Consider the following 15,608-nt stretch of genomic DNA (forward strand, 5'->3'; position numbering starts at 1 on the left):
ACGCGACCGGCGGCTCCGCCGGGCGGCTGCTGCACGAGTTGACCCCGTCCCGACCGGCGACGCCGACGCAGCTGACGCTGCTGTGCGTACCGTTCGGCGGCGGCAGCGCGATCACCTTCCAGTCCCTCGCCGACGCCCTCCCACCGGGGGTGTCCCTGTACGCGCTGGAACGGCCCGGCCACGATCTGAACCGCCCGGACGAACCCCTGCTCGGCCTGGATGAACTGGTGGACCGCTGCGTGGCCGAGGTCCTCGAGGGCATCAAGGGCCCGGTGGCGGTGTACGGGCACTGCGTGGGCGGCGCCGAAGCGGTCGAGCTGGCCCGCCGGCTCGAAGCAGCCGGCGTCGAACTGACCGGGATGGTCATCGGCGCCCACTTCCCCGCCCCGAGACTGCCCGGCCGCCTGTTCACCTGGCTGCGCCGGTGGTTCCCGCTGGAACGCTGGACGTCGAAGCGGCGCACCCTGGAAGCGCTGCGCGCGATGGGCTTCTTCACCGAGGTCTTCGACGAGAACGAGAAGGACTTCGTCATGCGCGTGGTCCTGGCCGACTCCGCGGCCGGCGAGGACTACTACACCGACGTCTACGCCAACGGCCTGCCCCGGAAACTGTCGGCCCCGCTCGTCTGCGTCGTCGGCAGCGGCGACCGCGCCACGGAGCTGTACCAGGAGCGGTACCTGGAGTGGGAGTTCTTCTCCGACCGGGTGTCGCTGGAGGTCATCGACGGCGCCGGCCACTACTTCGCCAAGCACCAGCCGGGCGAGCTGGCGAGCATCATCCTGGCGAACTGCGGCGCGCCGACCGCGGCAGCTCCGCCGCGGGCCGACGCCCCGGAAACCGACGCCGCGCCCCCGCCGCTACCCGAGCAGCCGGAACACGCCGCTGCCGTCCCGGCCGCACCGGCCGCCCACCGGCCCGCCGCGCGCCGGACGATGCCCAGCCTGACGGTGTTCTACCTGATCGCGATCGGTCAACTGGTCTCGCTCATCGGCAGTGGACTGACCGGCTTCGGCATGAGCCTGTGGGTCTACCAGCAGACCCGGTCGGTCTCGCTGTTCGCCACGGCCACCGTCCTGGCGCTGCTGCCCGCCGTGGTCCTCTCCCCTGTCGCGGGTGCGCTGGCGGACCGGTGGGACCGACGGCGGATCATGGTCCTCGCGGATTCCCTGGCCGCCGCCGGCACCGTGAGCCTGGCCCTCCTGCTGTGGTTGGGGCAACTCCAGCTGTGGCATGTGTTCACCGCCATCAGCGTCACCGCGGTGGCGACCGCCTTCCAGCAACCCGCCTACCTGGCGGCCGTCACCCAACTCGTACCGAAGCGGTACTACGGGCGCGCCAACGGCATCGTCTCCCTCGGCACGGCGACGAGCACCGTGCTGGCGCCGCTGGTCGGCGGCGCGCTGGTGATCGCCGTCGGGCTGCGCGGGATCGTCGTCATCGACCTGCTCACCTTCGCCGTCGCGGTCACCGTCACCCTGTCGGTCCGCTTCCCGGACACCCTCTTCGTCAGGCGCGAGGAGCCGTTCCTGCGGGAGATCCTCGGCGGCTGGCGGTTCATCATCCGCCGGCACGGCCTGGTGGCGCTGGTCGTGTTGACCGCATCGCTGAACTACTTCTTCTCGATGGTCGAGGTCCTGGTCACCCCGCTAACCCTGTCGTTCGGCGATCCGGCCGTACTGGGCCGGGTGCTCGCCGCGAGCGGGGTCGGCATGCTCGTCGGCTCGGTCCTCATGGGCGTCTGGGGCGGCACGGCTCGGCGTACCACCGGCATCCTGGCCAGCGTCGTGCTTCTCGGCGCGTCACTGCTCACCGTCGGCCTGCACCCGAGCCCGCTGTTCCCGACCCTCGGCCTGTTCGGCATGGGCCTGGCCACCGCGCTGGTGAACACGCACTGGCTGGCCATCGTGCAGGCCAAGGTGGGGCTGGAGCTGCAGGGGCGGGTCCTGTCCATGGGCCAGATGCTGTCCTGGCTGATGGTGCCGGCCGGATTCCTCACTGCCGGCCCGCTCGCGGAGCACGTCTTCGCCCCGATGGTGTCGCCCGACGGTGCGCTGGCCGCCGTGGTCGGCAACGGACCGGGCCGCGGCATGGCCGTCGCGGCGATCGTGGCCGGTCTCTGTTCCCTCGCCCTCGCCGTCGCGGGCATCGCCTACCGACCGATCCGCAACGTAGAGGACGAACTGCCCGACAACGACCCCGGCGCCGTCATCCTCGCCGACAAGGACCGGCTGCAGGAGGCCGCCGACCGCCAGCTCGTGCTGCACAAGAGTGGAGGTCCACGCCGGTGAGCGCACCCACCCGACCCGCCGGCCCCACCCGCCGGGCCGTGGGCCGGCGCCCGAGCGGCGCCGCGCCTGCCGTGGACTGCCTGCACCGGATGGTGGCGGCGCAGGCGGCCCGTACCCCGGACGCGGAGGCGGTACGGCACACCGACCGCACCCTGTCCTACCGTGAGCTCGACGACGCCGCGAACCGGCTGGCCCGGGTGCTGCTGCAGCGCGGGGTGACCCGGGAGGAACGCGTCGGCGTCTGCCTGCCGCGCACGCCCGAGCTGGTGGTCGCCCTGCTCGCCGTGCTCAAGGCCGGCGCCTGCTACGTGCCGTTGGACCCGGCCTACCCGCCGGCCCGGGTGGCGTTCATGACCGCCGACTCCGGCGTGCGGCTGGTGTTGACCCACTCCGACCTCGCCGACCGGTTCCCCGACACCGCGATCCCGGTCGACCGGCTCGACCCGGCCGACGACAGCACCGACCCGGCGGCGCCGGCCACGCCGGCGGACCTGGCGTACGTCATCTACACCTCCGGCTCCACGGGGCGGCCCAAGGGCGTGGCCATCGAACACCGGTCGGCCTCGCTGCTCATGCACTGGGCCCGACAGACCTTCGACGACGCCGAACTGGGCGGCCTGCTCGCGGCCACCTCCGTCTGCTTCGACCTGTCCGTCTTCGAGATCTTCGCCCCGCTCTGCTGGGGCGGCCGGGTGCTGCTTGTCGACAACGTGCTGGCCCTCGCCGCCCCCGAGGCGGACCGACTGCCCGTCACCCTGGTCAACACCGTCCCCTCCGCGATGGGCGAACTGCTCACCGCCGGCGCCCTACCGCGGAGCGTGCGCACCGTCTGCCTGGCCGGCGAGCCGCTCACCGCCGCGCTGGCCGCCCGGGTGTGGTCCCGCCCGCACGTACGCCGGCTGTGCAACCTCTACGGCCCGTCCGAGGACACCACCTACTCCACCTGGGCGGAGGTGCCACCGGACAGCGGAGACCCGCCCATCGGCCGCCCGCTGCCGCAGACCCGCGGCTACGTCCTCGACCCGGACGGGCAGCCGGTCCCGCCGGGCGATCCGGGCGAGCTCTACCTGGCCGGGGCGGGCCTGGCCCGCGGCTACCTCGACCGGCCGGAGGAGACCCGAGCCCGGTTCCTGCCCGACCCGTTCCGGCCCGGCGACCGGATGTACCGCACCGGCGACCGGGTCCGGCTGCGACCGGACGGGCAGCTGGCGTACCTGGGCCGGCTCGACGACCAGGTGAAGCTGCGGGGCTACCGGATCGAGCTGGGCGAGGTCTCCGCCCGCCTCGCCGCCCTGCCCGGGGTCCGCGAAGCGACCGCCGCCGTGCGGGACGGACCGAGCGGTGATCCGCTGCTGGTCGGCTACCTGGTCGGCGAGCGACACGACGACGTACGCGCCCGGCTGGCCGAGGTGCTGCCCGCGCCCCTGGTCCCCGCAACCCTGGTCTGGCTGGACCGGCTGCCCACCCTGCCCAACGGCAAGGTGAACCGCGCCGCCCTGCCCGCCCCCACCCTCGGCGACGACACCGCATCCGACACCGGACCGCTGCCCGGGACGGCCGGCGCGGTGGCCGCCGTCTGGCGCGAGGTGCTCGGCGTACCCGTCACCGGCGCCGACAGCGACTTCCTCGCCCTCGGCGGCGACTCCCTGCTCGCGGTCCGCTGCGCCATCCGGCTCGCCGCCGCGACCGGCCGGCCGGTCCGACCCGCCGACCTCTTCACCCACCCGAACCTCGCCGCGCTGGCCGCTCACCTCGACGGGCTGACCAGCGACGACCCGCCGCCGGCCAGCGCGCCGGCCGCCCCGGCGCCAGCCGGCCCCGCCCCGCTGTCCGCCGCGCAGATCCGGCTCTGGTTCCTGCACCAGCTCGACCCGGACGACACCTCCTACCTGCTCGCCTTCGCGATCCGGTTCGCCACGCCGCTGGACCCGGACCGGCTGGCCCGGGCACTGCGTCGGGTGGTCGACCGGCATCCGGCCCTGCGCACGACGTTCCCCTCCGGACCCGACGGGCCGGTGCAGCACCTCCACCCCACCTCGGACGTGGCACCGGTCGTCACGCCACCCGAGGCGGGCACACCGCTCGACGACCGGCTCACCCGGCTCGCCGCCGAAGCCATCCGGTCACCGATGGACCTGGCCACCGGACCGCTGCTGCGCGCCCAGCTGGTGCCGGACGACACCGGCCACGCGGTGGCGCTGCTGCTGGTGGTCCACCACCTCGTCTGCGACGACTGGTCCTTCGGCGTGATCGTGCGGGACCTGGCCCGCGCGTACGACGTCGAGGCAGCCGGTGCGGCGGTCCGCCAACCCCCGGCGGTCGGCCCGGCGGCGCTCGCCCTGGCCGAACGGAACTGGCTGGCCGGGCCGGCGGGACGGCAGGCGGTGGCCGACGTGCTCGACGAGCTGGGCGGCGCGCCCGACCTGCTCGACCTGCCCTCGGCCCCGCCCCCGCCCGGCCAGCCCGCGCCGCCTGTCGCGCCTCCGGGCCGGCACGCCGCGCCCGGTGCCGCGCTGCGGACCCGGGTGGACGCCGACACCGCCGCGGCCGTGCGGGACCTGGCCCGGGCCGAGCGGGTCAGCCTGCACATGGTCGGGCTGGCCGCCTTCGCCGCCCTGCTCGGCACCGCCACCGGCCGGCACGACCTGCTGGTCGGCGTCGCGTTCGCCGGCCGGACCAGCGTCGCCGCCGAGCAGAGCGTCGGCTGCTACGTCAACACCCTGCCGCTGCGGCTGCGGCCCGCCCCCGACCGCCGCTTCGCCGACCTGCTCGACGAGGCCCGCCGGGTCACCCTGTTCGCCGCGGCCCACCAGGACGTCCCCTTCGACCTGCTGGTGGAGCGGCTGCGGCCCACCCGCCGGCCGCACCGCAACCCCCTCGTCCAGGTCGCCTTCGGCGTGCAGAACGCCCCGCCAGCCCGGCACCGCGGCGCGGCCGGGGAGTTCACCGGCGTGGAACTGACCCCGGACACCGCCCGGCTCGACCTGACCCTCTGGCTCGACGAGCGACGGGACGGGCTGGAGGCGCTCTGGACCTACCGCACCGACCTGTTCGACCACGACGGAGTGGTCGCGTGGCACCGGCGGTTCACCGCGCTGCTGCGTACCGCCGCCGCCGACCCCCGGCGCAGTCTGGCCGACTGTGCCGACACCTTTGGAGCGAAAGATGAGTGAGCAGACCCGGGTCGCGCGGACCATCCCCCGTCGCGGCCGCGACCGGAACCTGGTGGACGTGCGGCCCGACTGGCCCGGTGGCCCGCTGCCGGCACTGGTGCAGGCCAACGTGCCCGACATCGACCTGCCCGGCTGGCTGGCCGGCCACCGCGACGACGTCGACGAACTGGCCCGGCGGGCCGGCGCCGTGCTGTTCCGCGGCTTCGCCGTGGCCGGCCCGGACGACTTCCGCACCGTGATGGCCGCCGTCTCCGGCGACGTGCTCTCCTACGGCGAACGCTCCTCGCCGCGCAGCAAGGTCACCGAGGGGGTGTACACCTCCACCGAGCACCCCGCCGACCAGCCGATCGTGCTGCACAACGAGCAGTCGTACACGGTGAACTGGCCACTGCGCATCGTGTTCCACTGCGAGGTGGCGCCGGCCGCCGGCGGGCGCACTCCGCTGGCCGACAGCCGCCAGGTGCTCGCCCGGCTCCGCCCGGAGACGGTCGCCGAGTTCGAGCGGCGCGGGGTGCTTTACCGGCGCAACTACCTGCCCGGCATCAGCCTCTCCTGGCAGACCGCGTTCCAGACCGAGCGGCGCGAGGACGTCGAGGCGTACTGCGCCCGGGCGCTGATCGACGTGGAATGGGTCAGCGACCAGCAGCTGCGCACCCGGCAGGTCCGCCCGGCGGTACGCCGCCACCCGGTCACCGGCGAGCGGACCTGGTTCAACCACGCGCTGTTCTTCCACGTCACCTCCCTGCCCGAGGACGTCAGCGCCGGCCTGCGGGCCGCCCTCGACGAGGAGGACCTGCCCTACCAGACCGCGTACGGGGACGGCACGCCCATCCCCGACGAGGTGCTGGCCGAGCTGCGCGCGGCGTACGCCGCCGAGACCCGCTCCTTCGAGTGGCGGCGCGGCGACGTGCTGCTGGTGGAGAACATGCTCGCCGCGCACGCCCGGGAGCCGTTCACCCCGCCCCGACGGATCCTCACCGCGATGTCCGACCCGGTCGCCGCGCCCGAGCTGACCGAGGCGCTCCGCTCCGGCACGGCCACGGCGGGAGACCGGTCGTGAGCGCGCGGAGCGAGCCAGGTCTGCGAGCCCCGCAGCCGCGAACGAAAGGTGGTGCCGTGAGCGGGCCGGGGCCGCGCCGGCGCGGTGCCGGTCCGGTCACCTCGCCGGTGTCCCGGCGAGTGCTCGTGGACGAGGAGTTCGTGCTGCTCGTCGAGGCCACCGTGCCCGACCTCGACCTGGCCGGCTGGCTCGCCGGCCGGCGCGAGGAGCTGCTGCGGGACCTGGACCGCTACGGGGCCGTGTTCTTCCGCGGCTTCGAGGTGGGCACCGCCGACGACTTCAGCCAGGCCGCCCGGGCGGTCAGCCCGGACCTGCTCGGCTACCTGGAGCGGGCCGCCCCCCGCCACGAGGTCGCCGACCGGGTGTTCACCTCCACCGAGTTCAACGCCGAGCAGTGGATCCCGCTGCACCACGAGATGTCGTACTCGCACAACTGGCCCACCTACCTCTACTTCTGGTGCGCGCAGCCGGCCACCGGCGACGGCGGGGCCACCCCGCTGGCCAGCGAGCGGGTCATCACCCCGCTGATCCCCGCCGACGTGCGGGAGCGGTTCCTGCGCTCCGGCGTCTGCTACGTGCGCAACTACGGCCCGCACCTGGACCTGCCCTGGCAGGAGGCGTTCCAGACCACCGACCGGGCGGAGGTGGAGGCGTACTGCACCGCCTCGGCGACGGAGTTCACCTGGCTGGGTGGGGACGGGCTACGCACCCGGGCCCGGCGGCAGGCGGTCGCCACGCACCCGCGTACCGGGGAGAGGGTCTGGTTCAACCACGCCCACCTGTTCCACGTGTCCAACATGCCGGCGGAGGTGTCGGGCGCGCTACTGCGCGAGTACGGCCCGGACGGGCTGCCCCGCAACGCGTACTACGGCGACGGCGAGCCGATCCCCGACGAGGTGGTCACCGGCATCCGCGAGCTGTATCGGCAGCACGCCGTCTCGGTGCCCTGGCAGCGCGGCGACGTGCTGGTCGTGGACAACTTCCTGGCCACCCACGGCCGGGAGCCCTTCAGCGGCGACCGGGAGATCCTCGTCGCCATGTCCGACCTCTATGTCAACCGGAGCGAGTTGTGAACGGATACCGATTGTCGCCGATCCAGCGCCTGGCCTGGTCCGGGAAGCGGGACCTGATCCGGGCCCGGGTCCGGCTGCAGCGGCCGCTGGACCGGGCGCGGTTGCAGGCCGCCGTCGACACGGTGGTGGCCCGGCACGAGGCGCTACGGCTGACCCTGGTGCACCATCCCGGCCTGCGGGTGCCGTTGCAGGACGTGGACGACGATCGCGCCGTGGTGATCGGTGCCCAGGGCGACCTGTCGGTCACCCTCACCGACGACGCCCTGGAGTTGACCGCTACCCCGCTGATCGCCGACCCGGCCAGCCTTCGCCTGGTCCTGGCCGACCTGGCCCGGGCCTACGCCGGCGAGGCGCTGCCGGACGACCCGGAGGCGCTGCAGTTCCTCGACGTCGCCGAGTGGCAACTCGAGGAACGGGAGCAGAACCCGGCCGCCGCGCCCACCACCCCGGCCGCGCGGCTGGTCACCCCGCACGGCGACGACCCGACCGCGGTGGTCACCGCGACGGTGCCCGCCGCCGCCCTGGCCGACGCCGCCCGGTCCGCGAATGTCGAGCCGGCCACCGTGCTCCTCGCCGCCTGGGCCCTCGCGGTCTCCCGCCGCGCCGACGCGCCGGACGGGGCCGATGAGGCGGACCTGGTGCTGGCCCGGTGGAGCGACGGCCGCCAGGCCGCCGGCACCGACGTGGTCGGACCGCTGGGCGGCTACGGCCCGCTCCGGCTGGCCCTGCCGCTGCCCGCCGCCCCGGCCGACCTGCTGGCCCGCGTCCACGCCGCCGAGACCGCCGCCGACGACACGTTCCACCTGGTCGAACCGGTGGACGAGCAGTCCGAGGCGGTCGCCGGGTTCGCGGTGCTGCCCACCGTGGACCCGGCCACCGTGGCCGGCCTCGACGGCGCCGCTGTGGCGGTGGCCGACCCGCCACCGGCCGGCGGCCCGCAGCTCACTGCCCTGACCGACGGCGATCAGGTCACCCTGCGGGTGGTCGGCGGGCAGTGGCTGCTCGACGCACTGCTGGCGATCCTGCGGACCCTGCCCGCCGCGCTCACCGCCGCCGCCCCACTGACTGTGCTCGGCGACGGGGAGGCCCGCTGGCTGGCCGACGCGGCCGGGAGTAGCGCCGAGACGCCGCGACGAACCCTCGTCGACCTGCTCGACGCGGGCCTGGCTGGCATGGACCCCGACGCCGCGGCGGTGGTCGCCGCGGACGGCGGGTACACCGTCGGTGAGCTGCACGAACGGGCCACACGGGTGGCCGGCGCGCTGGCCGCGCGGGGACTGTCCGGCACCCCGGTCGGGGTGCTCGCCGCCCGGTCGCGGGACACCGTCGTGGCGTTCCTCGGCGTGCTGCGGGCCGGAGCGGTGTTCGTCCCGCTGGACCCGGACGCCCCGGCGCAGCGCCTCGCCGCCCAGGTCCGCGCGGTCGGCGCGCAGGTCGTCGTCGGCGTCGGCGGCCCGGCGACCGTGGCGGTCGACGAGCTCCTCGCGGCCGGCGGCCAGCCGCCCGCCGCAGCGCCGGCCGCGGCCGACCCGGCGTACGTGATCTTCACCTCCGGCTCCACCGGCACGCCCCGCCCGGTGCAGGTCTCGCACGGCGCCGCCGCGCACCTGGCCGATGCCCTGGAGCGGACGGTGTACGTGGGCAGCCGCCCGGGGCTGCGGGTGGCGGTGAATGCTCCGCTCACCTTCGACGCCTCGATCAAGCAGCTCGTGCAGCTCGGCCACGGCCGCAGCCTCTACGTGGTCCCCGAGGACGTCCGGCGGGACGGGGCGGCGCTGGCCGCCGCGCTCGCCGACCACCACGTCGACGTGCTCGACCTGACCCCCGCCCAGCTGCGCATCCTGCTCGCCGGGGCGGGCGACACCCGACTGCCCGGCCTGCTGCTGCTCGGTGGCGAGGCCATCGCACCGGACCTGTGGGAGACGGTGGCGGCGCTGCCCGACGTCCGCGCGGTCAACCTGTACGGCCCGACCGAGTGCACGGTGGACACCAGCGTGGCGCAGATCCGCGCCGGGGATGCCCCGACCATCGGCCGGCCGCTGCCCGGCGTCGCGGTCTGGGTGCTCGACGGGCAGCTGCGGCCGGTGCCGCCGGGCGCGGCCGGGGAACTCTGCGTCAGCGGGCCGCAGCTCGCCGACGGGTACCTCGGCGACCCGGAAACCACCGCACGGCGGTTCGTGCCGGTGGCGCTGCCGTCCGGCCGGACCGAACGGGTGTACCGCACCGGCGACCGGGTCCGCTTCGACGCCGACCGGCGGCTGCGCTACCTGGGCCGTCTGGACGACCAGGTGAAGATCCACGGTTTCCGGGTGGAGCCGGGCGAGGTCGCCACCGTCCTGCGCGAGCACCCGGAGGTCGCCGACGCCGCCGTGGTGGCCCGCGACGACGACGGGCACGGCGACCGGCTCGTCGCCTACGTCCGGCCGGGCCGCCCAACCGGGACCGTCGACGTCGACGTCGAGCGGATCGCCGGGATCAACCCGCACGAGACCCGCTACCTGTACGACGAGATCTTCGTCCAGCAGGTCTACCTGCGCGACGGTATCGTGCTGCGGCCCGGGGCGACCGTGCTCGACGTGGGCGCGAACATCGGCATGTTCTCGCTGTTCGTCCACACCGTCTGCCCGGACGCGACGATCCACGCGTTCGAGCCAGTGCCGTCGGTCGCCGACGTGCTGCGGCGCAACGTCGCCGAGTTCGGCGTACCGGCCACGGTGCACGGGTTCGGGCTGTCCCGGGCGGCCGGGGAGGTGTCCTTCACCTACTACCCGGGCTACTCGATGATGTCCGGCCATGCCGCGTACGCCGACCCGGCCGCCGAGGTATCGGTGATCAAGCGGTACCTCGCCAACGAGCGGGACGCCGGCGCCGACGAGCGGGACGTCCTCCTCGACCGGGTCGACGAACTGCTGGCGGCACGCTTCGCCGGCCGGGAGCTCATCGTGCCGGTCCGGCCGCTGTCGGCCGTGCTCGACGAGATCGGCCCGCAGCGGATCGACCTGCTGAAGATCGACGTGCAGCGCGCCGAGGCGGACGTGCTCGCCGGGCTGGCGGACCGGCACTGGCCGCTGATCGCGCAGGTCGCCATGGAGGTCCACGACGCGGCCGGCACCGACACCGAAGGCCGGCTGGCCGAGCTGGTCGCGTTCTTCGAGGGCCACGGCTTCGACGTGGTCACCCGGCAGGACGACCTGCTCGTCGGCACCGACCGGCACACCCTGCACGCCGTGCGCCCGGAGTACGCCGCCGATCCGCGCCCGCCGGTGGTCGTCCCGGCCGGGCTGGCGGCCGGCCCGCTGGCGGAGCGCCTGACCGGCTGGCTGGCCGACCGGCTGCCGGCCCACCTGCTCCCGGCCGCCGTGGTGCTCCTCGACGAGCTGCCGCTGACCCGCAACGGCAAGCTCGACCGGGCGGCGCTGCCCGCGCCCCGCCTCGACCGGCCTCGCGACAGCGCAGCGGTGACGCCCGCCAACCGGGCCGAGGAGATCCTGGTCGAGGCGTGGCGCGAGGTCCTCGGGGTGGCGAGCTTCGGCGTGACCGACAGTTTCTTCGCTCTCGGCGGCGACTCCATCCGCAGCATCCAGATGCAGGTCGCGGCGAACAAGCGGGGGCTGTCCTTCCGGCTCGGCGACATCTTCACCTACCAGTCGATCCGGGAGCTCGTCACGCACGGGCAGATCACCCTCGACGGTGCTTCCGCCGAGCCCACGGCTTCCGGCGCGGCCGAGGAAGCGGAGCGCTTCGCACTGGTCGCCGCCGCCGACCGGGAGCTGCTGCCCGCCGGGCTCACCGACGCGTACCCGATGACCGCCCTGCAGCAGGGCATGGTCTACCACTGCGAGCTGACCGGCGACCCGGCGATGTACCACAACGTCACCGCGCACCGGATCACCGCGCCGCTGGACGTGGCGGCACTGCGCCGTGCGCTGGCCGACCTGGTGGCCGCCCACCCGGTGCTGCGGACCGGGTTCGCGCTGGGCGCGTACTCGGAGCCGTTGCAGCTGGTGCACGCGGACGTGCCGGTCGAGGTGCCGGTGACGGACCTGGCCGACGCCGACCCGCAGGCCCGCCGCGAGCGGGTCGACGAGCTGGTGGCAGAAGAGCGGGTACGCCCCTTCGACTGGGCCCGCCCACCGCTGCTGCGGCTGCACGCCGTCCGCGAGGGCGCCGACGGGTTCACCCTGATCGTCGCCGAGTACCACGCCATCCTCGACGGCTGGAGCCTGCACCTGTTCCTCACCGACCTGCTCGCCGCGTACGACCGGGAACGGGCCGGCAGCGCGCGCCCGGCCCGCCCCGGCCTGCCGTTCCGGGAGTACGTGGCGGCCGAGCGGGACGCCCTGGCGGACCCGGTCACCCGCCGGTTCTGGCTGGACGGCCCCGGTGCGGTGCCGCCGCTGCTGCTCGGCGGCCCGGGCCCGCGGACCACCACCACCCGGCGCGTGCCGCTCAGGGCCGGCACGACCGACGTGGTCACCGAGGCCTCGCGGGCGGCCGGTGTGCCGGTGAAGTCCTGGCTGCTCGCCATCCACCTGCGCCTGATCGGCGAGCTGTCCGGCCGCAACGACGTGGTCAGCGGCCTGGTGGTCGGCGGCCGGCCGGAGGGGGACGGCAGCGACGCCACCCTCGGCCTGTTCCTCAACACCCTGCCGGTGAGCGTGCAGCTGAGCACCCCGTCCCTGGCCGACCTGGCCGCCGAGGTCTGGCGGACCGAGCGGGAACTGATGGCGCACCACCGCTTCCCGCTCGCCGAGATAGTCCGCGCCGGCGGGGCCGGCCCCCGCTTCGACCACTTCTTCAACTGGACCCACTTCCCGAACGCGCCGGCCGACGGGGGCAGCCGCATCGTGGACAGTCGGGGCATCACGGTGGACGTGGCGTTCAGCCTCGCGGTCGACGCCGAACTGGACGCCGACACCGGCCGCCTCGCCCTCACCGTCCAGTACGACCACCGGCACGTCCCCGCGGACCGCGTCGACACCTTCGCCGACGGCTTCGGCCGGCTGCTGGCCGCCGACCCGACCGCACCGCTACCCGCCGTCGCCCCTCACGGGCCAGCGCTCGACGACGACGTGCGGACCAGGTGGGCGGCCCGGGTGGCGGCGGCCTGGCAGGAGGTGCTCGGCATCGCGCCGAGCGACCCGGGGACCGACTTCCTGGCCGCCGGCGGGGACTCGCTGCGCGCCCTGCGGCTGGTCACCGTGCTGCGACAGCGCCACGGCAGCGACCTCACCCTGCCCGAGTTCGTGACGCTGGGCAGCTACGGTGCGCTGGTGGACCGGGTGGCCCGTTCCGCCTGACCCGCCTGACCAGCGACCGACCGGGCCGGCCCACGCCGGCCCGGTCCGTCGTTCCCGGCTAGCGAGAGGAGCACCGTTGACCGGCCTCAGCACCACCGCCGTGCACGGCGACGACGGCCTGAACCCCGGTGGGGCGGTGGCGCCGCCGATCGTGCAGAGCGCGACCTTCAGCGCCGAGTCCGACGAGCGGTTCACCACGATCGCCACCGAGACCCGGGGCAGCACCTTCTACACCCGCTACGGCAACCCCAACCACGCCCAGGTGGCCGCCGTGGTCGCAGAACTGGAAGGCGCGGAGACGGGGCTGGTCACCGCCTCGGGAATGGGCGCGATCAGCACCGTCGCGCTGGCCCTGCTCTCCGCCGGCGACCACGTGGTGGTGCAGCGCAGCACATACGGCGGCACCACCTCACTCGCCACCGGGCTGCTGCCCCGCTTCGGGGTCTCCTGCACCCAGGTCGACCAGACCGACCTCGGGGCGTTCGAACGGGCGATGCGCCCGCAGACCCGGCTAGTGCTGGTGGAGACGCCCAGCAATCCGCTGCTGGAGCTGACCGACCTGACGGCAGTCGTGGAGTTGGCCCATGCGGCGGGCGCGCTCGTGGTGGTCGACAACACCTTTGCCACCCCGGTGAACCAGCGTCCGATGAGCACCGGAGCGGACCTGGTCTGGCACAGCGGCACCAAGTTCCTCGGCGGCCACTCCGACGTCTCGGCGGGCGTGGTCGTCGGCGCCGCCGAACTGATCGAGCGGGTATGGCAGACCGCGATCGTCACGGGCAGCACCCTCGGCCCGGTCGACGCCTGGCTCCTGCTGCGGGGCATCCGTACGCTGCCGCTGCGGGTGGAGCGGCACAACAGCAACGCCCTCGCCCTGGCACGGACCCTGGAGGGCCACCCGGCGGTGGCCCGGGTCCGCTACCCGGGACTGCCGTCGCATCCCCAGCACGCGCTGGCCCGCCGGCAGATGACCGGCTTCGGCGGGGTGCTCAGCATCGACCTGAAGGCTGGCCGGGCGGGCGCCGCCGCGCTGCTGGCCGAGCTGGGGCTGGCCAAGCGGGCGGCCAGCCTGGGCAGCGTCAGCACCCTGGTGGTGCACCCGAGGTCGATGTGGGCGGGAATCGTGGACGCCGAACAGTTGGCCGCCAGCGGTATCGGGGACGGGCTGGTCCGAGTCTCCACCGGCATCGAGGACACCGCCGACCTGGTGGACGACTTCCTGACGGCGTTGGACAAGGCGGCCGACCTTTAGCCGGACCGGATCAACGTGCCCGCCGGTTCGCGCGCACGGCACCGAGTATCACGCCGGGTGTGGCCAGCGACCGTGGGTGTGCCCGCATGGACACCACCTCGTTGAACCGCCGCGCGGTCGTCACGTCCGTGACGGTCGCCGTGACGATCTGCCGGCTTACCCAGCTGGAGAACCGGTACCCGCGCGGGTAGGGCCCGTTGACGTGCGGCAGCGCCAGGTCTGCGGAGGTCGACGTCGACCAGGCGGCGTCGACCACCACCTTCTGCAGGGCGAAGAACCGGCGCGCGGGCGCGCCCAGATCCGGGCCAGACCGCAGGTACGCCGACAGGCAGGCCGCGTGCAGGGCCGCCGCCGTCATCCCCTGCCCGTACACGGGGTTGAACGACGCGACCGCGTCGCCGACGCTGATGAGCCCGGCCGGAAACCGCTTCAGCGTGTGAAAGTCCCGTCGCCGGCTGTCCGCATGGCGGTAGGTCTGGACGTCGTCGAGCAGTTCGCCCCCGGCGACCTCGCCGAACTCCGGTGGGAACTGCTCCCGCAGCCGGCGGACGAAGTCGTCCGCGGTCCGCCCCGGGCGGTTCTCCCCGTAACCGGCCATCATGGCCATCCACCGGCCATCCTCGACCGCGAAGAACGCCGCGCCGGCCACGTCCGACGACATCCCCGGACTGTGCAGCGCCAGGACGACCGCGAGTTCCGGGTTCGCCTCACGGCGTCGAAACAGCGCGGTGGCGTAGTTCAGGTGCACGGGCATCCGCCGCGCGACGGGCCGTGACCAGCCGGCCTGCTCCAGCCACTCGGACAGCCTGCTCGACCGCCCCATCGCGTCCACCACGAGATCACCGGACTCGACACCCGGCAGCCCGCCGACGTCGCAGCGGACCCCGGTGGCCACGGCACCGTCGCAGACGAGACCCGTGGCGCGGGCGGTGACCGTCTTGACGTTGGGCAGCCGCAGCACCTGCTGGCGGATCAGCCCTTCCAGCAGCGGCCGGCTCCCCGCCAAGCTGTCGGCGTCGTCGGGTACGACAACCTTCCGGCGGCCGTCGAGGTAGTTGCGCCTGGCCGCGGGTGGAGCCTCGATCGCGCCTTGGGCCAGTGCCTGTTCGCGGAATCCCGGGAACAGGCGCTCGAGCTGAAGGAAGCCGCCGGGCAGCAGCGCGTGCAGTTGGGTCCCCTGCGGCACACCGGGCCGCTCGCCGGACGCCTGCAGGTCGTCCCGGTCGATAATGACGACGCTCTCCGCGTGGTCGGACAACACCCGGGCGGCCAGCAACCCGGCGACGCTGCCACCGAGCACGACCGCCTTGCCCATGATCGGGACCACCTGATCGGGTGTTCGCACCGCGTTCAGCGCGGCGAACACCCGAGCCGGGGAGCGGAACATCAAGCTCTCCAAGGGATACAAGGTGTGGCACCTTCCCATGCCAGCGGAAGGCCGCACGCGGGCCAACCGGTCGGC

Annotated in this window: 7 protein-coding genes; 6 read left to right on the forward strand and 1 reads right to left on the reverse strand. The window is 74.4% G+C overall.

The window, feature by feature from the left end:
- Positions 1-38 precede the first annotated feature (38 nt).
- The 6 genes from A6A27_RS08640 to A6A27_RS08665 all read left to right on the forward strand — a co-directional run bounded on the left by A6A27_RS08640 (position 39) and on the right by A6A27_RS08665 (position 14,146).
- Positions 39-2,288 (forward strand): MFS transporter, encoded by a 2,250-nt coding sequence (locus A6A27_RS08640; protein WP_241825173.1) that lies wholly within the window; start codon positions 39-41, stop codon positions 2,286-2,288.
- Positions 2,285-5,461, forward strand: a complete 3,177-nt coding sequence (locus A6A27_RS08645; RefSeq protein ID WP_073834017.1) for a non-ribosomal peptide synthetase — start codon at positions 2,285-2,287, stop codon at positions 5,459-5,461. The genes A6A27_RS08640 and A6A27_RS08645 overlap by 4 nt, the downstream gene beginning before the upstream one ends.
- Positions 5,454-6,521 (forward strand): TauD/TfdA family dioxygenase, encoded by a 1,068-nt coding sequence (locus tag A6A27_RS08650; RefSeq protein ID WP_073834018.1) that lies wholly within the window; start codon positions 5,454-5,456, stop codon positions 6,519-6,521. The genes A6A27_RS08645 and A6A27_RS08650 overlap by 8 nt, the downstream gene beginning before the upstream one ends.
- Positions 6,522-6,577: 56 nt before the next feature.
- The gene (locus A6A27_RS08655) at positions 6,578-7,594 is read left to right on the forward strand and encodes a TauD/TfdA family dioxygenase (protein WP_073834019.1); all 1,017 of its coding nucleotides are present in this window, start codon (positions 6,578-6,580) and stop codon (positions 7,592-7,594) included.
- Positions 7,595-7,605: 11 nt separating this feature from the next.
- Positions 7,606-12,894 carry a non-ribosomal peptide synthetase gene (locus tag A6A27_RS08660; RefSeq protein ID WP_158073972.1) on the forward strand — a complete coding sequence of 1,763 codons (5,289 nt, stop codon included), beginning with the start codon at positions 7,606-7,608 and terminating at the stop codon, positions 12,892-12,894.
- 76 nt (positions 12,895-12,970) lie between these two features.
- Entirely contained in the window at positions 12,971-14,146 is a 1,176-nt protein-coding gene (locus A6A27_RS08665) for a trans-sulfuration enzyme family protein (protein WP_073834021.1), read from the forward strand.
- Between the two features lie 10 nt (positions 14,147-14,156).
- On the opposite strand, the gene A6A27_RS08670 is transcribed toward A6A27_RS08665, so the two are convergent.
- A complete protein-coding gene (locus A6A27_RS08670) occupies positions 14,157-15,554 on the reverse strand; it encodes an FAD-dependent oxidoreductase (RefSeq protein WP_241825161.1) in 1,398 nt (465 codons plus the stop codon).
- Between the last annotated feature and the right edge of the window lie 54 nt (positions 15,555-15,608).

Origin of the sequence: Micromonospora sp. CB01531 (genome assembly GCF_001905095.1) — a bacterium.
Classification (GTDB): Bacteria; Actinomycetota; Actinomycetes; order Mycobacteriales; family Micromonosporaceae; genus Micromonospora.